Origin of the sequence: Aquiflexum lacus (assembly GCF_015476655.1) — a bacterium.
GTDB lineage: Bacteria > Bacteroidota > Bacteroidia > Cytophagales > Cyclobacteriaceae > Aquiflexum > Aquiflexum lacus.
Genome location: NZ_JABFHF010000029.1, coordinates 1 through 23,442, shown reverse-complemented (window position 1 = coordinate 23,442; position 23,442 = coordinate 1). Strand labels below are relative to the sequence as shown.

15 protein-coding genes are annotated in these 23,442 nt (G+C 39.4%); 13 read left to right on the top strand and 2 right to left on the bottom strand.

The window, feature by feature from the left end; translation table 11 throughout:
• The first annotated feature begins 12 nt into the window (after positions 1 to 12).
• From HMJ38_RS25390 to HMJ38_RS20315, 7 genes are all read left to right on the top strand, one after another.
• On the top strand, positions 13 to 879 hold the full coding sequence (locus tag HMJ38_RS25390) for a 3'-5' exonuclease (protein ID WP_228780171.1): 867 nt from the start codon (positions 13 to 15) through the stop codon (positions 877 to 879).
• Between the two features lie 419 nt (positions 880 to 1,298).
• Positions 1,299 to 2,612, top strand: a complete 1,314-nt coding sequence (gene dndC / locus HMJ38_RS20340; protein ID WP_194976282.1) for a DNA phosphorothioation system sulfurtransferase DndC — start codon at positions 1,299 to 1,301, stop codon at positions 2,610 to 2,612.
• Between the two features lie 40 nt (positions 2,613 to 2,652).
• On the top strand, positions 2,653 to 3,606 hold the full coding sequence (locus HMJ38_RS20335; RefSeq protein WP_228780170.1) for an HNH endonuclease: 954 nt from the start codon (positions 2,653 to 2,655) through the stop codon (positions 3,604 to 3,606).
• A 6-nt stretch (positions 3,607 to 3,612) separates the two neighbouring features.
• Positions 3,613 to 5,094: a DUF3375 domain-containing protein gene (locus HMJ38_RS20330; RefSeq protein ID WP_194976280.1), complete on the top strand. Its 1,482-nt coding sequence runs from the start codon at positions 3,613 to 3,615 to the stop codon at positions 5,092 to 5,094.
• 3 nt (positions 5,095 to 5,097) lie between these two features.
• Entirely contained in the window at positions 5,098 to 5,688 is a 591-nt protein-coding gene (locus HMJ38_RS20325; protein WP_194976279.1) for a DUF4194 domain-containing protein, read from the top strand.
• A complete protein-coding gene (locus tag HMJ38_RS20320; RefSeq protein WP_194976278.1) occupies positions 5,669 to 9,079 on the top strand; it encodes an ATP-binding protein in 3,411 nt (1,136 codons plus the stop codon). The genes HMJ38_RS20325 and HMJ38_RS20320 overlap by 20 nt, the downstream gene beginning before the upstream one ends.
• A 2-nt stretch (positions 9,080 to 9,081) precedes the next feature.
• Positions 9,082 to 10,233, top strand: coding sequence for a Wadjet anti-phage system protein JetD domain-containing protein (locus HMJ38_RS20315; protein ID WP_194976277.1), 1,152 nt, complete (start codon positions 9,082 to 9,084; stop codon positions 10,231 to 10,233).
• Between the two features lie 24 nt (positions 10,234 to 10,257).
• On the opposite strand, the gene HMJ38_RS20310 is transcribed toward HMJ38_RS20315, so the two are convergent.
• Positions 10,258 to 11,478, bottom strand: a complete 1,221-nt coding sequence (locus HMJ38_RS20310) for a cysteine desulfurase family protein (RefSeq protein ID WP_194976276.1) — start codon at positions 11,476 to 11,478, stop codon at positions 10,258 to 10,260.
• The gene (locus tag HMJ38_RS20305) at positions 11,438 to 11,959 is read right to left on the bottom strand and encodes a hypothetical protein (protein WP_194976275.1); all 522 of its coding nucleotides are present in this window, start codon (positions 11,957 to 11,959) and stop codon (positions 11,438 to 11,440) included. Before HMJ38_RS20305 ends, HMJ38_RS20310 begins: the two co-directional genes overlap by 41 nt.
• A 197-nt stretch (positions 11,960 to 12,156) precedes the next feature.
• Here HMJ38_RS20305 and HMJ38_RS20300 point away from each other — a divergent pair, with 197 nt between their 5' ends.
• The 6 genes from HMJ38_RS20300 to HMJ38_RS20275 all read left to right on the top strand — a co-directional run bounded on the left by HMJ38_RS20300 (position 12,157) and on the right by HMJ38_RS20275 (position 23,214).
• Entirely contained in the window at positions 12,157 to 12,537 is a 381-nt protein-coding gene (locus tag HMJ38_RS20300) for a hypothetical protein (RefSeq protein ID WP_194976274.1), read from the top strand.
• Between the two features lie 104 nt (positions 12,538 to 12,641).
• Positions 12,642 to 12,902: an HIT family protein gene (locus HMJ38_RS20295; protein WP_317174576.1), complete on the top strand. Its 261-nt coding sequence runs from the start codon at positions 12,642 to 12,644 to the stop codon at positions 12,900 to 12,902.
• A gap of 492 nt (positions 12,903 to 13,394) precedes the next feature.
• On the top strand, positions 13,395 to 15,629 hold the full coding sequence (locus tag HMJ38_RS20290) for a carotenoid oxygenase family protein (RefSeq protein ID WP_194976273.1): 2,235 nt from the start codon (positions 13,395 to 13,397) through the stop codon (positions 15,627 to 15,629).
• The gene (locus HMJ38_RS20285; protein WP_194976272.1) at positions 15,626 to 20,737 is read left to right on the top strand and encodes an adenylate/guanylate cyclase domain-containing protein; all 5,112 of its coding nucleotides are present in this window, start codon (positions 15,626 to 15,628) and stop codon (positions 20,735 to 20,737) included. Before HMJ38_RS20290 ends, HMJ38_RS20285 begins: the two co-directional genes overlap by 4 nt.
• A gap of 427 nt (positions 20,738 to 21,164) precedes the next feature.
• Positions 21,165 to 22,295, top strand: coding sequence for a metallophosphoesterase (locus HMJ38_RS20280; RefSeq protein WP_194976271.1), 1,131 nt, complete (start codon positions 21,165 to 21,167; stop codon positions 22,293 to 22,295).
• A 445-nt stretch (positions 22,296 to 22,740) separates the two neighbouring features.
• Positions 22,741 to 23,214 carry a nuclear transport factor 2 family protein gene (locus HMJ38_RS20275; RefSeq protein ID WP_194976270.1) on the top strand — a complete coding sequence of 158 codons (474 nt, stop codon included), beginning with the start codon at positions 22,741 to 22,743 and terminating at the stop codon, positions 23,212 to 23,214.
• The last annotated feature ends 228 nt before the right edge of the window (positions 23,215 to 23,442 follow it).

Here is a 23,442-nt window from a genome sequence, read left to right as displayed (position 1 = left end):
AAAGTGGTCAGTTTGCTGTTGCAACGCGGACTTCCGGCAAGTCTTGTCCAAAGCAACGATCTTTTCAACCTCTTGCAACTGTACGAAGTGCGGACATTTTTCAAAGCCCTTAAATTGCAGCCCGGGGAATACACCATATTAGAGGAAAAATGGAAGTATGCTAAAGAGGTCTTGAAAAAGGAATTTGGAGGAAGTACCACTTTTGAATGGATCTGTAATATGTTGGTTGATTTTGAAAAGATATATCCCAAAGTCAGATTCAAAAGTGATCTGGAAACTTACATCTCTGAGTCCCGCATAGAGGATTTTTACAGGCAGTCTTCCGAAAGTGTTTTGGTTTCCACTATTCACAAGGCCAAGGGCCGGGAGTTTGATCAGGTATTTTTGATGCTGCAACAGAGACAGGTCAAGGAGGAAAAGGAAAAACGCTTGCTGTACGTGGGGATGACAAGGGCCAAAAACTTCCTGTCCATTCATTATCAGGGACAGTATTTGGACAACCTGAAAGTGTCCAAAATGAATTACAAAGAAGAAACCAACCGGTTTGAAGATACCGACACTTTGGTCATGCAGCTTACGCACAAGGATGTCTTTTTGAGTTTTTCCCATAGCCGGCAGCGGGAAATTTCCCGACTAAGGCCGGGTGATAAACTCAGGTACAACGGTCAGGAATGCCTCGATACCCAAGGACATCCCATTCTGAGATTTTCCTTCGCTTTCCAAAAAACCATAGAGCGCCTGGCTAATAAAGATTACCTGTTACAAAAAGTCAGCGTCAATTGGATGGTTTATTGGACTGATTCCGAAACCGGGAAGGAGGCCTTGGTGGTGTTGCCTGAGGTAGTTTTTGGGAGGAAGGAAGGAAATGGGGAAAGGTGAGGTTGAGTACCAAGTATTGCGTCGACACGATTATCCTTTTTCTTTTTGGAAACTCCAGACTCAGGCGTCACTAAGTCAGAGTCTTTGGACAACAGGGTAAACCTGAAATTGGTAACATCCGTACCTGCCAACTTGAATACTTTAGGAATAGCCCTGCTTGTAGGAAGTGTTTTTATTCTGCTTTCTTTGGTTTATTGTTATCAACGGAGGCCAATTGGAGGGGAAGTGAAAATTAGTTGTTGGAATCGAAGAGGTATGTGAAATATTTTTGCAGCCTATTTTACCTCAATTACTACCCAACTCTTTGAATTTCCATTTTATCTCAGATTTTAAATATAATTGCAGTAAAATTCACTGTTAATATCATTAATAAATTGTTATTTTGGCAATAAGTAAAAATTGAAATCTTTTTAAAAAACATGTCTTTAGATCTCCGCCATTTAGAAAACGAAATAATTGATCAGTATTTGTACGATGAAAACCCAAGACCATGGATAATTGGATTTAGTGGAGGGAAAGACAGTACTATGCTGCTTCAAGTGGTGTGGAAGGCTCTCAAAAAAGTTGAGCCTATACTTTTAACAAGAAGGATTTATGTGGTCTGTAATGATACAATGGTCGAGAATCCAAGGATGGTAAAGTTCATTAAGACTACCCTAAACAAAATCCAAATTGCTGCAAAAGACCAACAGATTCCTTTAACAGTGCATGAAACTATGCCTAGAATGGAAGATAGTTTTTGGGTTCGGCTTATTGGGTTGGGTTATCCTGCTCCAAATAGGTTTGTCAGGTGGTGTACAGAAAGGCTAAAAATTAATCCAACAACTCGATTTATTACAGAGAAAATAAACGAGGCTGGTGAAGCGATAATTTTATTGGGGACTAGGAGTGCAGAAAGTGGAAATAGGGCTAGATCAATCAAAAAACATGAAATAAAGGGTCAGAGGCTTAGAAAACATCAACTTCCAAATGCTGTTGTTTATGCTCCGATAAAGGATGTAACTACAAATGAACTTTGGCAATATTTGAATCAAGTCCCACCACCATGGGGAGGAACACATAAGGAATTGGTGACACTTTATAGAAACGCCAACGCAGGAGATTGTCCATTGGTAATTGATGAAACAACACCTAGTTGTGGAAATAGCCGATTTGGATGTTGGACATGTACTGTTGTCAATAAGGATAAATCCATGGAAGGGCTAATAGACAATGGTGAAGAATGGATGTTGCCACTTTCTGAAATCAGGGATTTTTTGGTTGAAACTCGTGATAATCCTGAGAAATACAGGGATCCAAGAAGGAGAAACGGAGATTTAAAAGAGGGTGTTTGGGGCCCATATTTATTTGAGACCAGAGCAGAAATATTGAGAAGAATTCTTTGGGCTCAAAAACATATTCAGGAAACAGAAGGTGTTGAATTGATTACCCAACAAGAATTGGTATTGATACAGTACCATTGGTTTAGAGATTGCTTTTTCGACACAAAAGTGTCGGATATTTATAATTTAGTTTTTAAAAATAAAATTGATATGAGCCGTCAAATCGAAAAGCTGAAAGAAGAAGAAGAACTTTTGGCAAAATCCTGTACTGAGGAACCCAAAGACCTGAATTTTATCAGGGATAGCCTGGCCCTACAAAAAACAAAAACATTAATGATCAGAAAAAGAGGCTTACAAGCTGATTTGAATAGAAGACTTGAACAATATATTAATCAATTAAAAATGAATTAAATATTTACCACCTATATTACTTTTTGAAATGGATGTTGTTTTGTCAAAATATCTCAAAATTTTTAAAAAACTAAGAATTGACCGATCTAAAGGTTCAGCTCCTCATAAGCCGATTCTTCTTCTTTCCTTATTACAAACTTTTCAACAAGGAATTAATTTTGAAAAAAGAATACATATAAGTCCGGAATTAGTTTCTTTATTCAAAACCAATTGGAGTTTATTAGTAAAATCTAATCATGATTGCAGGTTTGCTTTACCTTTTTATCACCTGAGCGGGGATAAGTTCTGGAAACTAGTTCCTAAGCAAGGCTTTGAAAACATTCTACTTTTTCCAAACTCAATGAAGACTTTTGCCAACCTAAACATGGTAATTGAATGCGCGATTATTGATCAGGATTTAGTTGATTTGATGTCAAATCCAGAGTCAAATTTAATCTTGCAGCAATTTATTCTTCATGAATTTTTTCCTGATACCAAAGATGAATTTGTAGATTCATTATATGTTCAAAGAAAACATTTTGATTCACTTGAAAAAAAAATATTTAATGAATCATCGGAAGATTATCGTGAAGAAATTAGGAAATTGATTTTAGAAAAGAATGATGAAGAAATTTTTTTAAGGGGTAGTCTTTTCAAAAGGGAAATTCCCAAAATCTACAATGATACATGCTGCATTTCAGGTTTGAAAATTGATGCAACTATAGATATATCTATGATTGATGCATGTCATATTGTTCCATTTAGTGAAAGTTATAATGATACCGTAGTAAACGGAATTGCTTTGTGTCCAAATTTGCATAGGGCCTTTGATAGAGGATTAATTGGGATTGATGATAACTATAAGGTAATTGTATCAAATAGTTTTGTAGAGAGTGAATCAAATTATAGGATAAGAGATTTTGAGGGTCAAGAAATAAGATTACCAATATCTAAAAGATTTTATCCATTAAAGGAGAATTTTTTGTGGCATAGAAATAATGTTTTCAAGAATTAATTTTCTATGCTAGAATCCTTCACCTCCATATTGAAAGTTCGATCTCTTGTTGATTCAGCAGTAACCTTGAAATTATTGCGAGCCAAAAATCTGCCTTTGATTATTACATTCCTATATCGAGAATACAAGTTAGGTGAACAAATCTCTATCCAATACCAGCTTTTGGTGCAAAGATTAGCTGACTTTCTTGAGGAAATCGAATACTTGGAGGATGATGACGAGGTCAAATCCGACAGGCTCATTTTGGCTTTTGATGAAAAGGCCAAACTGTATATCGATCGATGGATTGACGCTAATTACCTCCGCAACATGATGGATGATGTCCGAAAAGAGCCCTTGGTCTTTTTGTCCAAACATGTGGAAAAGGCTTTTCAGGTATTTGAGTTGTTAAAGGAAAAGGAATTTGTAGGGACAGAATCCAAGTTCAAGGACATCTTTACCAAACTTAGGGACATCATAGAAAATGCCAATCCGGACAGTGAAAAGAGGTTGACAGAACTGGAACGAAGAAAGCGGGCGATTGAGGAAGAAATCCGGAAAATCAAGATTGATGGGTATGTGAATACTTATGAAGATTACCAGATCAAGTCCCGATATGAAGAAGTAAACCGTATAGCAAATGAATTAATCGGGGATTTCAAGGAAGTGGAGGACAACTTTAAGGAAATCACCCGCAAGATTTATGAGCGGCAGCAACAAGCCGAACTCTCCAAGGGGAAGCTTTTATCAGAAACCTTTGATGCGCTGAACGAACTGCGCAGTACTGATCAGGGCAAAAGCTTTTATGCCTTTTGGCAATTCATGCTGGACGATGCAAGTCAGTCAGATTTCCAGAAACTTACCAAAGAAGTGTACGATGTGCTGGAAGATCGTGGTATCGAGATTTCTTCCCGCTCACTAAGAAAGCTAAAATCACTTTTGCACCTGGCAGCCCGTAAAGTGTTGGATAAAAACGGGGTACTTGCTGACAAACTAAGTAGAGAGATTGTGGCTAAAGAGCAGTTTGAATCGCGAAAGGCAAAAGAACTCATGTCCGGAATCCGGCAGCTTGCCATCCAGTTGGTCAATTACCCCTCATCTAAGGAGTATTATCTCGACATGCAGGGCAATCCGGAAATCTACCTCCCCTTGGAGCGCAAGCTTGGGGAAAGGCCGGAAAACAATTCATTTGTCATGAAGGCAGAGCGGGCTCAACTTGCAATGGAAGACCTGGAGGATCTATCAAAAATTTACAATGCCGACTTGATTGACAAGAAGCAATTACTTGCCAACATACACGACTTACTTCAGTCAAGATCGCAGGTTTCACTTCAGGAAGTAGTGCGAGAAAAGGGGCTCAATAAAGGCTTGGCAGAACTCTTGGCTTACATCACCCTCATAAATGCCAACAACAGATTCTTCATCAATGAGAATGTTCGTGAAACCATCCTGTTCAACCTAACGGAAGGAAAGTACCTTGACTTGCCGCAAATTATTTTTACCAGATAGTAAATGCAACACCAAAATCGAAATATTGCTCCCTACGCCAAGTCAGCTGTAAAGCTTCTACAGGGCCCTGTTTTTGAAGACCAGCAAGAAGTTTGGAATGAGGTACTTCAGTACCAGGTCGAACTCACTCAATACTTTGAAAGAATAGCTCTTGAGGTGGTCATTGATAAAAGAGACGGGTATGCCTATCTAAAACAGATCGAACTCGATGAATCAGGAACCACTATCGGATTAATTCGTAGAATGCCTCTGACTTACGACCTTACATTGGTTTGTGTATTGCTAAGAGAGTGGCTGCTTGAATTTGAATCGAGCGATCTGGAGACCGCCAATTTGTACATTACTCCTAAAGAATTCAGGGATCGAATGGAGATGTTTTTCAAAGAGAAAACCAATGAATTAAAGTTTATCAAAGAGCTCAATCGCCACTTAGAAGATTGCGTAAAGATGGGCTTTTTGAAGTTGGTGCACAAAGACAGGACATCTACTGATGAATATAGATACGAAGTGAAGCGGATCCTGAAAGCTAGGGTTACTACAGACGAGCTGTCTAAGTTTAAACAACAACTGGAAGATGAACTTAAGTCTGTTTAGCACCAAACCGAGCCAATCCGGCTTTCGCCTCCATGCTTTTGAAGTATGGAACTGGGGAACATTTGATAAGGACATTTTCTCCATCGAGCCAGGAGGTGAAACCTCTCTGCTTACAGGAGGTAATGGTTCCGGAAAAACAACTTTGGTGGATGGTCTCCTGACCTTGTTACTGCCTGAGCGTAGGGCACGAGCTTACAATCAGACCGCAGGTGAAAAAGGTGAGCGGACCGAGGAGACCTATTTGCTTGGCGAATTTGGGGAAACTGAAAACGCAGATACCAATACACGAGAAGTGAAAAAGCTAAGGGGTGACAAATCAAAGGCACAATCGGTATTAGTGGCGGTCTTTCAAAATGAATCCCAATACGTGACCCTAGCTCAGGCACGGTGGTTCTCGGGAAGTGAGTTGAAGCGAAACTTTGTTATCGCTTTTAAGAAACTTTCCATAAAAGATGACTTTATGCCTTTTGACAGCAGTGGGGAGTGGAAAAAGAGATTGAAGCAAAAATACCCTAAAGAAGGTAGCAAAGAGTTTCTATTATTTACCGATAGCTCTGGTGAGTATGGCCGCTGGATGCGCAAGGCCTTTGGAATGAGATCGGAGAAAGCTCAAACGCTTTTCAATAAAACTATAGGTCTCAAAGTATTGGGTAATCTGGACGAATTTGTTCGGGTTCAAATGCTTGAAGAACGGGAGTCAGAAGAGGAGTTTCAGAAGATCAAAAGTTATTTCAAAACACTCAACGATGCTCATCGAGCTATTGAAAAAGCCCATAAGCAAATTGAATTGTTAACCCCAATCAGGGATAAATCCATCAGGTTAACAACACTGAAAGTAGACTTGATCCATAAAGAAAGTTTCAAACAGACAGCCCCACTTTGGTTTGCCAAAAATCAAGATGCTCTGATTCAGAAATTTATTGCTTCCATAAATGAGCAAAGACTGGAAAATGAGGAAAAATGTGAAATTTTGAGCGATGAGGTAGAAGAATTGGATCATAAACGGATAAAGCTTGACGTACAAATTGAATCTGATGAGGTTGGTCGGCAAATCCGTGATTTGGAAAAAGACAATAAACGGTTCGAACAAGAAAAGTCTGACAGAGAAAAAGACTTGAATCTTTACAATCAGTTGGCCGAAAACCTGGAATTTCAGCCGAGCCCTCAGTCACAGGAATTATTCAATGATCAGAGAAAGCTCGCTATCGATAAAAAGAAAAGGACGGCTGAAATATTGGATCAAAATGAGGAAAAGCTTTTTCAGACTCGAAAGGAATCAGATGATACAAAAGTAAAGTTTGATGACCTCTCCAACGAACTGAGCGTGTTGAGATCACAAAAGAACAATATCACCGGCCATCCGGCTCGCATAAGAAACGAAATTCTTGAATCTATTGGGGCAACTGAAAACGAAATTCCGTTTGTCGGTGAACTGATAAAAGTTCGGGAGGAAGCCCGGGAATGGGAATCGGCCATTGAGCGATTACTTCACAATTTTGCCTTAAGGCTTATAGTCCCTGAAGAATATTACCAACAAGTCAACCAGTATGTCAAAGAGCATGATTTAAGAGGTAGGGTCATCTATCATAAATTCAGCAAAAAAGAAGTAGCCCCTCGTATCTTCCAGCAGCATGATGAAAAGGAGCTGACCAACAAGTTGGACTTCAAATCATCCGAATACACAGAGTGGATTAAGAATGAGATCAGTTCAAAGTTCAATTATTTATGTGTCGATGATCTTGAGTCGTTTCGGTTGGCAGAAAGGGCAATAACCAGGGAGGGGCTAACCAAAAATGCCAGCCGACATGAAAAGGACGATCGGCCAGAAGTTAGAAGTCGCCAGCAGTATGTTCTCGGATGGGATAATAAAGAGAAAATAGCCGTCTTAAAAGAAGAAGCAGCCCAGCTGAATGACAAGATCAATGCAATTGATAACAGGTGGAAAGCAATAAAAGCACATCAGACAAGGGGTCGAAGGGTAGCTGAAGACCTAACTCGTTTCATTGATTTTAAAGCATTCAAAAAAATAGATTGGTGGTCTTTATCCGCTGAAATTCAGGAGAACAAGCTGAGGATAGAAGAGCTTGAAAAGACCAATGATAGGGTAAACACCCTCAAAAAACAACGAGAAGAGATCGTTAAGACAATCAAAGCCAAGCAGGAAGTAATAAGAAATTTGGAGAAGGAGATCAACCAAATTGATTCACAATTAAATATTCAACAGCAAAAATTGAGAGAGGCCAGGGAGGTGATTGACCGTTATTCCGGTCTTAAAACAAGTGAAAAATTAGTTGCTTTTGAAGCACATTTTACGGCTGAGATTGAGTGTGACATTGACTCAATAGAAAAAGTCAGAGGTAAAATCATTGGTGAAATCAATCAGGATATCGAACGACTAAGAGATGACATTCGCAAAATAGAAAGTGCCGCTGAAGGCCTAATGAGGCTCTTCAAGAATCCTGAAAAGGAGATCGTAGAAAAGTTCAGTGATTGGAATTCGGACACCCATAGGCTTAGTGATAGTGCCGAGTTTGTTGAGGAGTACGTTGCTTTATTGGAGAGGATTGAAAAGGAGGAATTGGCTGAATACAAACAACAATTCAAGAAGTACCTGAATGAAGAAATGATTACCAAAATGTCTGACTTCCAAACCTGGCTGGAAAGGCAGGAAGAGGATATTGAGGAAAATATCGAGACTTTGAACAAATCTTTAGAAAAGATCAATTTCAATAATAATCCTCCAACCTTCATCAAGCTCCATGTAGAAAAAGACTATTCCCCTAAGGTGAAAGAATTTAGGCTTCGTCTAAATGAATGGAAACCAAATTTGGTAGAATTTGAGCGCTCAAAGGATGACCGAATATTAGAAGAAAGCTTCAATAAGATCAGATCCCTTCTTGACCGCTTGACTGAGGATGAAAGTCTCAGAAAAGAAGTATTGGATGTTCGAAATTGGTTAAAATTCAAAGCAGTTGCACATCATAGAGAGGATCCAACAAAGGTTTTTAGGAGTTTCACGGGAACTGCCAAGCTCTCAGGAGGCGAAGGGGCTCAGTTGACTTATACAATTCTTGGTTCTGCTATAGCTTATCAATTCGGAATACATAGCGAAGGCCTCAATACCAATTCATTCCGGTTCATTTGTGTAGATGAAGCTTTCAGTAAGCAAGACGATGAAAAAGCCCAATTCCTAATGGAACTGTGTAAACAACTTCACCTCCAAGTGATGGTTGTATCTCCAGCCAAAGCGGAAGAAGTGGCCATTGTTGAGCCTTACATAGCCAGGGTACATTTTGTACAGAGAAAAGACAACCGACACTCGGTGGTATATGATATGCCTATCAAGAAACTTCAAGAGCAAAGGGAGCAATATTTACAATCGGCAGTGTAGGTATGATAACGGCAGGTGAAATACGAAAAAAGTCTGAGGCGAAATATCTGGAGGTCCTTGTGTCTTCATTGAAAGGTGAAAACTGTTTCCCCCTTGCCATACGATCCGATAAAGCACTTTCAAAGGATTTTATTCAGATGAGTAAGGAAATTGCGGAGGTCTTTAGTGCTTCGAAGGAAAGGAGAGGATTTGGCTACTCAGTGATTTCTGAGCCTGTGAAAACCCGACTCCATGGAATACAGGATATACCTAAATCCATCAAATTTGAAAGCCAGCTGGATTACCTGAAATTTCTAAATAAGGAAAAGGAGTATCGAATGATGATGGAAAATTTTAATTTCATTAAGTCCGAACTCCATCTGCTTGATTCATGGGTAAAGCAAAACCCAAAGGCAATAATCGATAATTCAGATATTTGGCCTGAACTACTTAAAGTTTGTCAATGGTTTCTCCATAGTTTCGAACCAAGCAAATATTATATAAGAGAGTTGCCTATAACCGTACACACTAAATTCATTGAAGAGAATAGAGCCGTTTTGAGGTTGTTGCTAGATGAACTTATTCCGGATGCAATAGTATCTTCAGAGAACCAATTTGAAAAACGATATAGCCTAAAATTTGATCAGCCTTTGGTCAGGTTTCGTCCACTAGACCGGAATTGTTGGAAAATTCAACAATATGATGACCTATCGGTTCCAATTGAGCAATTCTCAAAAAATCCTATAGACTGCGCTAAGGTTTATATTATTGAAAACAAAATGAATTTTCTAACCTTCCCACAACTACCCAATTCCATTGCAGTTTGGGGTCAAGGTTACGCCGTTGAATCACTGAAAATAATTGATTGGTTTCAGCAGAAGGAGATATTTTATTGGAGTGATTTAGATGTTCAGGGATTTCAAATGTTATCACAGGTACGGAGTTATTTCCCTCAAACACAGTCTTTCTTGATGGATATTAACATTTTAGAAAAGTATAGGGAATTTGTTACAAAAGGAACTCTTTCAAATATTTCCTTACTCCCAAATCTTACAAAAAAAGAAAAGGAAGCTTTCGATTTTCTCAAGATGAATAATTTCAGATTAGAGCAAGAGAGAATTTCTCAAAGTGATTTATTCTTATCTATACCTCAAATAATACCCTACTCGAAATAAAAACTTCTTGAATAACTATATAATTTAGCTTGCCATCGACTTTAAATGTTCGATTCTACAAAACAAGATTAACTTTACCGAACCTAGTATTTCTTTTGAAATGCTTTTACCTAAAGAAAATCTGATACAATTAAACGCCCTAACCTCATCCAATCCCATCGCAATCAACACGTGCGATGGATCAATACTAGCAGCTGTACAAGCCGATCCATTACTGACCACAATCATAGGTTCGTCCGATTCAGGATTGCTTAATCCCATAATCAAGGCTTCGCTATCCACTCCTTCAAAACCTATATTGGTCACGTTATAAAGCCTATTTTCTCGATTCCCATTGATCCAGGTTCCTTCGATTTTCAAGAGTTCATTTTCTAAGAAATCCCGCATTTCACGAATTCTTTCAGCACTATCATCCATTTCCTTACCAGCCAATTCACAAGCTTTCCCCAATCCCACAATTCCAGGAACATTCAGTGTACCACTTCTTAATCCTCTTTCATGACCACCACCATGCAAGAGTGCCGGTATTTTGATTCGATTTTGTCTTTGGCGAATATAGAGAGCCCCAACTCCCTTCGGACCGTAAATCTTGTGGCCTGAAAAAGTCATCAAGTCTATTCCCAAATCATCCACATTTACCGGAATTTTTCCAACCGACTGTGTAGCATCTGACATAAAAATGACTCCTTTCTCATGGGCTAATTGAGAAATTGCTTTGATATCTTGAATGACACCCGTTTCATTATTGACATGCATCACAGATACCAGAATCGTATCTGTTCTGATTGCTGACTTTACTACTTCCAAATTAAGCAAACCATCTGATTGGACAGGGAGATATGTCACTTCATATCCTTTTGTTTCCAAATATTTACAAGTATCCAAGACAGCCGAATGTTCAGTCGAAACAGTAACAATATGTTTTCCTCTATTAGAATAGGCTTCTGCAACTCCTTTAATGGCAAGATTGATTGCTTCCGTTGCACCTGAGGTAAAAATGATTTCATGTGTATCTGCACCGATCAGGTCAGCCACTTGTTGCCTAGCTTGTTTAACCGCCTCGTGTGCAGAAACCCCAAATTTATGCGTGGAGGCAGCATTAGCATAATTTTCGGTTAAAAACGGCATCTTGGCCTTTAATACCCTTGGATCAAGTGGGGTGGTGGCGTTGTTGTCCAAGTAAATAATTTCGGGAACAATTGGATCAATACCTGTAACTGTCGAATAATTTGTCTTGATCTCCATTAAATATTTTTAAGCTTATTGACTTCTGATGGATATTCTCCTCTAAATGAATCGTCAAATAATTTTCTGATAATTCGATGAAATAGGATGATTCACCAGGGACGATATTTGTTTTTATTTCTTTGTTGCACAAGGCTAAATGAATAATTGAAAAGTTAACAAAAATATCCATGAAAGTGGTTGCAATTTGATCGTCTAATTTAAATACTCTTCTTCCTTTTTTTGGAATAAAGTGGTTTTTGGATTTTTCAATTAGGTCATATTGGCCTGTTATCTGATAAAGTGTTAAATCCCATTTTCCATTAAAAGCCAAATCATTGATGATAATGGGCAGTTTTTTAATAACTTCTTCGAAGCAATCGAAATTAACCTTTTTGACATTTAGATAGCCATAGGAGCTATTTCCAATTAAAATGAATTTTGAGAATCGGTTAAATCCCTTGAAAATTTCTATGTGCCTATTTAAATGGTAGGTAATCATTATAAGAACAAGATTTTAAATTGAGCCTATTTTTTATCAGTTAATACAATTTCATGGCTCTTTTAAATTGAGCATGCATAGGTTTAATTCTATTTTGTATTTGTCCTTCTTTTTTAATTACTTTTGGTTAATTCAATTAAAATACAACATTATAGATAATTATCTATATAAACAAATTTTTAGAGAAAAATATCTACATGAGTAAAATCGTCGATAGAATTGGTTTATATGCTGAAAATAAAAATATCAGTATTCGACGCATAGAACAGGAAATTGGAGCCAGTAATGGTACCCTGTCCAAAGCTATCGGAAAAGGAAAAGATATCTTATCTGAATGGGTTTCACTTTTTGCCAACAAATTCACTGATGTCAATCCGGTTTGGTTAATAACAGGGCAGGGAGAAATGCTTCTGTCAGATGCCGGAAATATTAATAATTCCAAGGCTTCCACTTCAATTGATACACCTGATTGTAGCGCTTATAAAGTTAAAATTGCCCATCTTGAAGAATTGCTAAAAATGCATCAGGAAAAGAATAAGCTTTTGGAAGACCTGGTGGAACAGCTAAAGTCAAAATGATTCCACCATTCTAATTTCTTTTTAATAAAATCCGCTACCGCCTTCGCCATTTCAGACAAGTACCCCTAAGTCCCGGCCATACCCTAATCCTACCCAAGCGGCATGTGGATAACTATTTCGATCTGACTTTTCGCGAACAGTCTGCCTGTGTGTTTATGCTCAACTATGTCAAAGAATTGCTTCAAAAAAAGTTTAAAACGGACGGCTTTAACATTGGAATCAACATTGGCACTATAGCTGGCCAAACCATCCACCACGCCCATATCCACCTGATTCCCCGCTACCGGGGAGATGTGGATAACCCTATCGGAGGAGTTCGGGGAGTAGTACCGGAGAAGAAGGACTATACACCATCTGAAAAGTAAACCCTATTCTCAATTTACAAATTGTAATTTACATTTTGTAAATCGAAAAGATTGAAACCCCTTTTCCAAAGATGGATGGATCGACAGATTTAAAAGTAAAAACCTCCATCAGACCCAAGCCTTCCCAACCCTCAAACAGCGCTATCATATTATTCTTGTCTTAATTTATTTAAAGCCTGTGGCTTTGGATTATTGGGTTTTGAGTTTTTGACATAAGTGCAGTGGAGGTAGAACCTCCTGACTCAGTGGTCCGAAGGTACAACCTTTGAACAACGGATAGGGCTGCGTCCTCTGTGGTAAACATTGAATATTCGCAATGGAGTAGTGATTTCCACAGATGGAAATTTTTCAACGCCCGAAAACATTCCCAAAGGAAAAAGCTTTTACTGAGTAGGTTATAAACCAAATTATTGCCAATTTGAGGAGTACAAGCCAATTGGTCTTATGCCACCAGTGGAAATTGATTTTTAAATAATAAAAATGAAGGAACGGATGAAAAAAAAGAGGAACCTTTTCAGAAAAGTAAGAGAATTTATTAAAAATACATTTAAAAAGGATCCTGAAAGCAATCTACCTGCCTTTTCCGAACGGGCAGATGGAGATTATGGGAGACAGGGCTTGTTGACCACAAGCAGGGAAGAGTTTGAAGCGGAACTTCAAATTTTAGAAGGGACATTACCGGATGATATTTTCGGTGCGTTTTATGTGTCCCTTCCTGTGGGTTCGGTCAACTCAGGTGGTCTGCCTTTTGTCAGCAAAAACCCTGATGACACTCGCAATGCCGAACATGGCAGTCCCATCATGAATGGTGACGGAATAGTGATTTTGGTGGATCTCAACCATGTACCTGCCCCTTTGGTCAAAACAAAACTGATGAAAACTCCCTGCTACTATGCGGATGAGGCCACCAAATGGGGTACCAAACACCATGGACTGATGGGATTTCATAATATGGGAATTACGAGGATGAGTATGGTATTCGGTGCCAGAAATGAACTGAATACCGCTACCGTGCCCGTAAAGTTCAAAGGGCAAAACAATTCCTCTCTCCTTGCGACTTATGACGTGGGCAGGCCGTTTTTGCTTGACTCAAAATCCCTTGAAATCGTCACACCTGTCGGAAAATGTTCCGACTGGATGAATGCACAACCGGCTATGGTACCTTGGCCATTTGGGATTACGCAGACTTCGGCCCACCCGGTTTTTGACCCCGTAACCAAAGAATTATTCACAGTCAACTACAGCAGGGATAAGAGTTCTTTTACCCACATGGAACAGACCATCCATCAGCTTCGCACCAATAGGGCTGCATTCAAAGACTCCTTGGAAAGCTTGGCAGAGGAATTGGTTGATCATCCCGACCATTTGCACATCAAGTCCAAAGTGCATGATTTCTTTAAAAAGCTCCCCGCTCCTAAAAAAGGTGCTGCTAAAGAGCAAAAAGTTAAAGGAGAAGTTTTTATGTACCTCTTCAAATGGGACGGAAATGGTCCCATCCAAAGATGGGATGTAGTAGACCAAACCGGAGAAAATCTGATTATCGATGAATGCATGCACCAAATGGGAATCACTGAGGATTTTATCATTCTTACTGATTGCGCTTTTAAATTTGCCATGGACCTGCTTTTTGACAATCCTTTTCCGGGAAATAAATTGATCGAAAGGCTTATCAGAAGATTGGCTACGGTGAGGATGGAACCCTATACCCATACTTATATCATCAAAAAATCGGATATCATCGAGGGTGCAGAAAAAGTAACTGCTTATAAACTCAAAAAACCTATTCCACTCGAAACCATTCACTATTCCTGTGATTATGCAAATCCCGGAGGCATCATTACCTTATATGGCGTACATAATGCCGCTACCTGTGTTGCTGAATGGGTGAGGACTTTTGATCGCAGGGCGACGGACGGTAAGCCTGTAGATCCGGAATACTACAGTTTGTTTGCAGTTGGGAGTATGGATATCAGCCGTCTTGGAAAATGGAAAATCAATACCAACACTTGGGACCTAGAGATTGAAAACTCAGTCATTTTTGAAGATCCGGGAAAATACAAAGAAGAGAATTTGGGGCCCAATACCTGGACTATCGTGCTGTATACTTTTAGAGATATGATTTCCAGTGAAAAAGTGGTTCCAACCATCAAACAGCTATGGTATGTCAGCGACGGTACGGACAATAACCTGTTGACCAAATTTGTATATAGACTTTACAAAAATTATCCTCATAGAAAATTAAGTTTGGATGTAATCAAAGAAGTGACCAAAAAAGAACTTCCATTTAGCGTCACGAGGATCAATCTTGAAACGATGCAGCCTGAGGATTACTACCAATGTGCGCCGAAAACCTACATCAGAGGAGTACAATTTATCCCAAGGAAAACACCGAACCCAAACATTCCGGAGGAAATGGATGGTTATCTTTTTGCACCTGTGGAGGTTGGTATTGAGAGTGGTGGTACCTGGTCTTTCACCAGTCAATTTTGGATTTTTGATGCCCAGGATATTGCCAAAGGCCCAATTTGTAAAATGGGTCATGAAAAACTGGTTTTTGGATTTACCTTACATACCTCTTGGCTTCCCCAAGCAGCCCCAAGTGAACAGCAATATATCATATCGATCAAAGGCGATTATGAAGATGTCATCCGCCATTTGCCCATAAAGGCAGAAAAGCAATTTTTGGAAGATTTCTTCAATGATCATATTTACAAACACTTTTCATGAATGAAATTCCGGAAATAAAGCAATTGAAAACAATCTCTGAAAATCAGAGAAGCCGGATCTATTTGGCGGAAGGTGATAGCGGTCAGCAAATGCTGATCAAAGAAGACCTTTCGGGAGATTTATCCCGATTGCACAATGAAGTATTTATTTCTTCATCCCTGAAGGCGGGTCATTTTGATTCCAGAATGATGCTTTACAATGGAAATGCGGTTTTGCTACGGAATTATGTTTCGGGAAAAACACTCAAGGAACTGATTCCCAAAGGCGGAATGGAATTGAAGGATTTTCTGAAATCCGCTATACAGCTTGCTACGGTACTTCAAAATCTCCATCAACAATTTGTCTTGCACCATGATATCAATCCCAAAAACATCATTTTTGACAATGAACATCAATGTCATTTGATTGACTTTGAGTTCAGTTCTGTTTTGAATAGCATTGAGATCTCGTATGAACAGGCACAGACCATCAAAGGAACGGTAGAATATATGTCGCCGGAACAGACGGGAAGGATGAACAGGAAGATGGATTATAGGTCTGATTTTTATTCATTGGGCGTGACCTTTTATGAGATGATTACGGGCAAATTGCCCTTTGAAAATGAGGATGTTTTGGAAATGGTCCATTGCCACCTTGCACTTTACCCCCAATATCCTAGTGCCCTCAAGACTTCAGTTCCCAAAGTAATAGATGCTATTATTTTAAAATTGCTTTCCAAAAATGCAGAGGACCGGTATCAGTCCTTACAGGGACTGTTGATTGATCTCAAAATTTGTTTGAAGCATTGGGAAGAATCGGGGACCATTCCGGATTTTGAGGCGGGCACTACAGATGTTGCCTCCAAATTGACTATTTCCCAAAAACTTTACGGAAGAGAAAAGGAAATAGAGATTTTGAAAGAAAGCTTCGATCGCGCTTGCCAAAACAAAAAAGTCTTGGTAACCATTGGGGGCTACAGTGGCACAGGGAAAAGCATGCTTTGTTTTGAACTGCACCGGTTTATCATCCTGAAAAACGGATTTTTCCTAAGCGGAAATTTTGATGCATTGGACAAGCAAACTCCCTATCTTGCCTGGATCAAAGCCTTCAGACAGTTTGCAGATTGGCTGATTGCACAGCCTGAAAAGGTGCAGAAATCCTGGGCAGATAAGTTTCAACGAGAATTGAAAGGGCTTGGGAATATCATCATTGACCTTGTCCCCAACTTGGGATATATTCTTCCCCAGCAACCTGAATTGGTAGATCTCAGTGGTTTTGAAAATCAACAGCGGGTACAATATACCTTCAATGCTTTTATCAAATGTCTCGCTACCTCAGAAACCCCGTTGGTGTTTTTTTTGGATGATTTTCAATGGGCTGATGAGGCTTCCTATGAATTATTGAAAAGTCTCTTCAATAATTATTCTCTCTCCAACCTGCTTATCCTGATTACTTACAGGGATAATGAAACCACTGATTTCCATCCCTTCAGCAAGACTATCCACGACATCAAATCCAGTCACAGTGAGGAAAACCTGTTGATCGAAGAAATCAAACTTGCGCCTTTGAAGCAGGAACATGTGTCGGAATTGCTGAGTGATACCCTAAGAATGGGACATCTTGAAGTTTCTTTATTGTCAGAATTGGTCTACAGCAAAACCAAGGGAAATGCTTTTGCATTGACCAAATTGCTGGAATCACTTTACAGGCAGAAGCTCCTTCAATTTGAATATGAGCGGAAAATATGGAAATGGGATTTGGCCAAAATCGCCAATCATAACATCAGTGACAACATCATAGATTTGCTTTTATACACCATCAAAGACTTGGATGATGAAGCGCTTAAAATGGTTAAGATTGCTGCCGTCTTGGGATTTGAGTTTTCATTGGAACAGGTCTCATCCATAAGTGGTAAAAGCCCGGCTGCCATACACCGTGATTTTTGGCCTTTGATCAAGGATATGTCACTACTTCCTGTAGGCAATGATTACCATTACCTTCCAGAATTCTATGAACAATCCAATAGGGATGTTCGGTTTAAATTTGCCCATCCGAGGATTCAACAGGCTGTTTATGACCTGCTTGATGAAGAAGAAAAGAGCACGTTCCATTTTAATCTAGGTCTCATCTATTTAAAAAAGAAACAGGAAACAGATGTTGAAATAGGGATAATTGATATGGCAAGGCATTTTTCAATTGGCTTTGCACATGTCCCTTCTTCAGATGATAAATTTCAAATCGGCAAGATTCTTTTGGCCGCAGGAAGGATGGCTGCACAGGCAGCTTCGTTTGAAGTAGCTTTGGGATTTACCGAAAATGCGCTGCTGTGTTTGAAAGACGGTCTTTGCAGAAAAGACAAATTCCTGATCTTGGTCAAATTGCTTGAATATTCATTTTTGATCAAAAATGAGCCAAGACAAACTGAATACAGGAAAGCCGCAATGTCCCTTGCCGATACACTTCCTGAAAGATTACTTGTGTATGAAAACCTGATTCGGGGATTGGATTATGGAAACCATCCTCAAGAGGCCGTACAGATGGCAAGAACAGCACTTTCAGAAGCTGGAATCAGCATACCTGAAAAGGCAAAGAAATGGCAGATAATCTTTCAGGCCATCAAGCTTCAGATTTTTTTGCCCCCAAGCAAGTTTGGACAAATTGCCAATCTGCCCTTAGTGGAAGACGACTTAGTTAAAGGCATATTTAGGGTTCTGATGGTTTCTTTGCCTCCGTACTTTTTTGTCAATATCGATACCTACCCCCTATTGATATTTAAAATGATCGAACTTACCTTGAAGAAGGGCTGTGCCCCGGAGTCCAGTCCGGGATTTGCTTCTTATGGCCTGATTCTTTCCGGTGCCATGAAAAAGCCTGTCGATGGGTATCAGGTGGTCAAGGAGTCTTTCAAACTCCTTTCTATCAAAGGCGCAGAAAAACATGCCGCTACCAATATTATGGTGGATATCAGTTTCACATCTTTTGTCAAGGAAAATATCCGGGATAAAATTCCTATGTGCCATGAAGGCTTCCAAAAAGGAGTGGTGGCAGGAAATATGGAATATGCCAGTTGGAACCTTCTTTTTGGCTTTCTCATAAAATTCGACTTGGGATGTGATTACTTAAAACTGATTCAGGAGGCAAAAGAAGTCGGGAATTTTCAAAAACAGTACAATTTCAGAAATCAGGAGGCAATCAACAGTGCAAGTTTCAATGCCTTGAAGATGATGACTGTTGAACCACAAAATCTGGAAGTCGGACTTCGAAAATTCAATGAAACCAAAGACGAGTATTATACCACTGCTATCAAAGAAAAGAACGATGTTTACCTGTATTCATATTATGGGATAAATGCCATTGTCAATTTATGGTATGGAAAATACCATCAAGCCTATGATTTATTTGAAAGCTATTGGTCTTATGCCAAACATCAAGTACCGACTTATTTTATCCATAGCTACAATTTTTCAAGATTATTGAATGCATCCTTGTTGGTCTTACAATCAGGGGACAGTTCATATAAAGGGAAAAACCTTATCAAATTCATCAAAGATGGTATCAAAGTTTTAAAGGAAAGTGCAAAGCTGAATCCGGTGACCTGTCAGCCGCTTTGGATGTTTTTACAGGCGCAATTGGATTTGATTACGACTAATAAGGTAAATCATCCATATTTTGAACAAAGTATTGAAATGTTGGAAGAGTTTGGAAATATCAAGTTGGATGTTCTTTTTTGCGAAATTTATTCTGATCACATCAAGACGTCAGATAAAGCCAAATATGAATACTATAGAAACCGTGCCATCATCAAATCCAAGGAGATGAATGCGTTTTCAAAATCATATTTACTGATGAGTGACTTGGAAGGTAAAAAGCCGACCACAGGCAAAGAAAAAAGCACAAGCAGGGGATCTTCTACTTCTTCCTTAGAGCTCTCAACGATTGATACCAAAACCCTGATTAAAACCATGCAGGCCTTGATTACAGAAATCAAGGTAGAAAGCCTCTTGGAGAAGCTACTGACTTATGCCATGGAAAATACAGGTGCACAGGAAGGACATTTTATCATCAACAGAAATGGCGATTGGGTAGTTGAAGTTTCTACCACTGCCAACCACAGTTTACATACCAGTTTTCCGAGGACGATGCTTCAGGAAAGCAAAGCGGTGAGTCAGGCGATTCTTAATTATACCAAAAAAACCAAGGAACCTTTGGTCATTTCCAATGCTTCTGTGACCAAGCCGTTTGATGAAGACAGGGTTGTCAGGGCTAGAAATATTCTATCAGTGCTTTGTATTCCGTTTATCAACCAATCCAAAATTTCAGGAATTATATACCTGACACACAGTCAGACCTCTGAAGCATTCAAGGAGGAACATGTAAGTCTGATGCGCCTAATGGCAGGACAGATTGGGGCCATTATTGAAAATGCGCTGTTATATGAAAACATGGAAAATCAGGTTAGGGAAAGAACTTACCAACTTGAACAGGAAAAGCACAAGAGTGAAAATTTACTCTTGAATATATTGCCCAAGGAAGTTGCCCAAGAATTGTTGGAAAAAGGCAAAGCTTCGGCAAGGTTGTATGAAAGTGTCTCTGTGATGTTTATCGATATCATGGGTTTTACCCAAATCGCTGATAAAATGACTCCTGATGACCTTGTCAAAAATTTGGATAGAATTTTCTCAGGATTTGATTCCATTACCACAGAATTTGGATTGGAAAAAATCAAAACCATCGGAGATGCCTATATGGCAGCGGGCGGTATTCCTGTGGCAAGCGCTGACCATTTGGAAAGAATTATTATTTCCGCATTTGAAATCATAGATTTTGTCAAAGAATACAACGAGGAGAAAAGAAGTAGAGCTGAGGCCTGTTTTGAAGTTAGGATTGGCATCCACATAGGTCCCGTAGTAGCAGGAGTAGTGGGTGATAGAAAGTTTGCCTATGATATTTGGGGTGACACGGTCAATATTGCTGCCAGAATGGAAGAGAATTCACAAGAAGGGAGAATCAATGTATCTGAACATACCTATAAGTTGATATCCGAAACCTTTGATTGTGAATACCGGGGAGAAATTCCTGTCAAAAACAAAGGGAATATGAAGATGTACTTTGTGAATGGGAGAATTTAGAGGTGAGACAAAAGAAGCGAGAGACGAGAAACAGAGATTTTAGTGCTAGAACCAAGAGTCAAGATGGAGGAGGAACCTTGTTGTTAGGTTATTATAAGTCGCAACTTTCAGTTATCCGAAGCCTGTAGCTTTGGATCTTTGGGTATTGAGTCTCTGGCTCAAGTATTGCGGGGGTGGAACCTCCTGACTAGATGGTCCAAAGGTACAATCTTCAGACAAGGGGAAAATTTCTTGCACCAATAAAAACCTTCGAGGTCTGAAAAAGACCTCAAAGGTTGATTTTTCCCCGACCTTCATCCTTCATCCCTTATCCTTCATTCTTCAAACAGACCTTCTTTATTGAATTATTGGACCTAATTAGGTTCAAGTAAATAAAAATCCATAATTTGTATCCCATACCCAATACCCATTTTTAACAAGCTGTTTGATGTTGGATAAGCTGTTTGCTTGGATCAAAGCACCTATCGTTTTTGTGTTACGGAAGCCTATTATCTGGTTTTCCAAAAAAGTATCTTCTTCTCCTGATAAGGAATTTGTGTTTAAGAGACTGACTGAAATCTATGAGGACATTACCCAAAATCCAAAACCTGCCGACGGGGCATTGTACCACTTGGATATGCGGGCCAATAACTTTATCATCCTGAGTGATGTGCACAAGGGAAACCGAAAAGGAAGGGATGAATTCCGGAATGCAGAGAAAAATTACTTGGCAGCACTCGATTATTACAATGAAAATGGGGCTTATTATGTGAATTTAGGTGATTCTGAGGAGTTTTGGAAGTTCAATATCTTTTCCATCATGCAGCACAACAAAGCAACTTTTGAGGCTGAAAAGAAATTTATTGATCGGAAAGCCTTTTTTAAAATCTATGGTAACCATGACTTGTTTTGGAAAATAGATCCCTTTTCAAAAATGTACCTCAGGGAAATTTATGACAAAGCCATTAACATTTACGGTGGAATCGTCATTAGGGTAAAGTACGAGAACGGAGAATATATCGATGTATTCTGTACCCATGGACATCAGGGTGACAAGCGCAGCGATGGCAGTAAGTTCTCCATTTGGTTTGTAGCCTATATTTGGGGCCCATTACAGTCTTTTTTGGACATCAACATCAATACTCCTGCTGTTGGGAAAAAAGAAAAAACACTGCATAACAGGTTGATGTATGAATGGAGTCAGCAACAGAAAAACCTGATTTTGGTGACAGGCCATACCCACCAACCTATTTTTCATTCTTACAGCCATATCAAGGTGTTGAAACAACAATTGGAAGAAGCCAAAACTCAGGGAAACGAGGAAATGATACAAGAATTGGAGGACAGAATCGAGCGGCATCCCAGTCAGTGTGCCTTGGGTGATGCCGACTTGCCACAATACCGTCCTACTTATTTCAACGCAGGTTGCTGCTGCTTCAGTGATGACAGTATTTCAGGAATTGAGATTGCGGACGGTAAAGTGAGGTTGGTCAAATGGGCAGAGATCGAAGGGGTTTCCCAAAGGGAAATTTTGGAGGAGTTACCGCTGAAGGAACTGTATCATATGTTTTTTGATTAAAAGGTTTTTTGGTTTGTTCCCGCAAAACCTGTCCCGATTTTTTCGGGAGACGCTAAGGCGCAAAGAAATATTTTCAATATCCAGTGTAAGTTGGTTAATGATCCTACCATTGACATAAATGTTAAATACCCCTCGGCAAGCTCGGGGAACGGAAATCTGGTTGTATTAGGGGGGAGAGTGAAAAGCGGCTTCGCCGCTTTTCACTCTCCCCCCTCCATATAAGACCCCTCGGTGGTCGAGCTTGCCGAGACCAAATTAGACTGACCTCAATGTCATTACCCTTTCTGAACATTTTAATAATGTTGGGGACTCAGGATGAAATGAAGCCAGAAAGAATTGAATACCTTATCTGCGAGAATCCGTGAAATCTGTGGTTAATAAATTCTTAACCACGGATTTCGCGGATTGGCGCAGATTGATGCTAAATATTTTGTAACTTTTGGCTATGTCACAAAATCAGAAAAGAATCATCACTGCCTTTTATGAGGCTTTTTCAAAGGGAAAAGTAGATGAGATGGTATCGCATTATCATAAAGATATTGTCTTTGAAGATCCGGCTTTTGGGCAATTGAAAGGAGAAGAAGCCAAAGCCATGTGGAAAATGCTGATCGAACGGAGTAAAGGAAATATAAAAATCAGTCATTCTCAGGTAGAGGCGGATGCTGAAAAGGGAAGTGCACTTTGGGAAGCAGCTTATATTTTTGGACCTGACAAAAGGAAAGTGGTCAACAAAATAAGTGCAACATTCGAATTCAAAGACGGTAAAATCATCAGGCACAGGGACAGATTTGATGTTTGGATGTGGGCCACTCAGGCCTTGGGTTGGAAAGGTTGGCTAATGGGTTGGACTTCCCTCATGAAAAAACAAATTCAAAAACAGTCGAGGGCCCTATTGAAAAAGTATATGGAGAGGGATTGAAAATATTAGAAGCAATCAGAAGGTCAATCGCGTCAAAGGGTTCAACTTTGTCATTTCGAACGTAGAGAGAAATCTGTTTCTCCGGAATTGTTAGAGATTTCTCCCTATGGTACCAATGACAGAATTTGAGATTTATACCCTTGAACTGAAAAATGCATTCAAGACTATAAAGAACTTTGCCTTGTCACCTCGACGTCAGGAGAGGTCTGCAGCCCACCTAGATGTCAC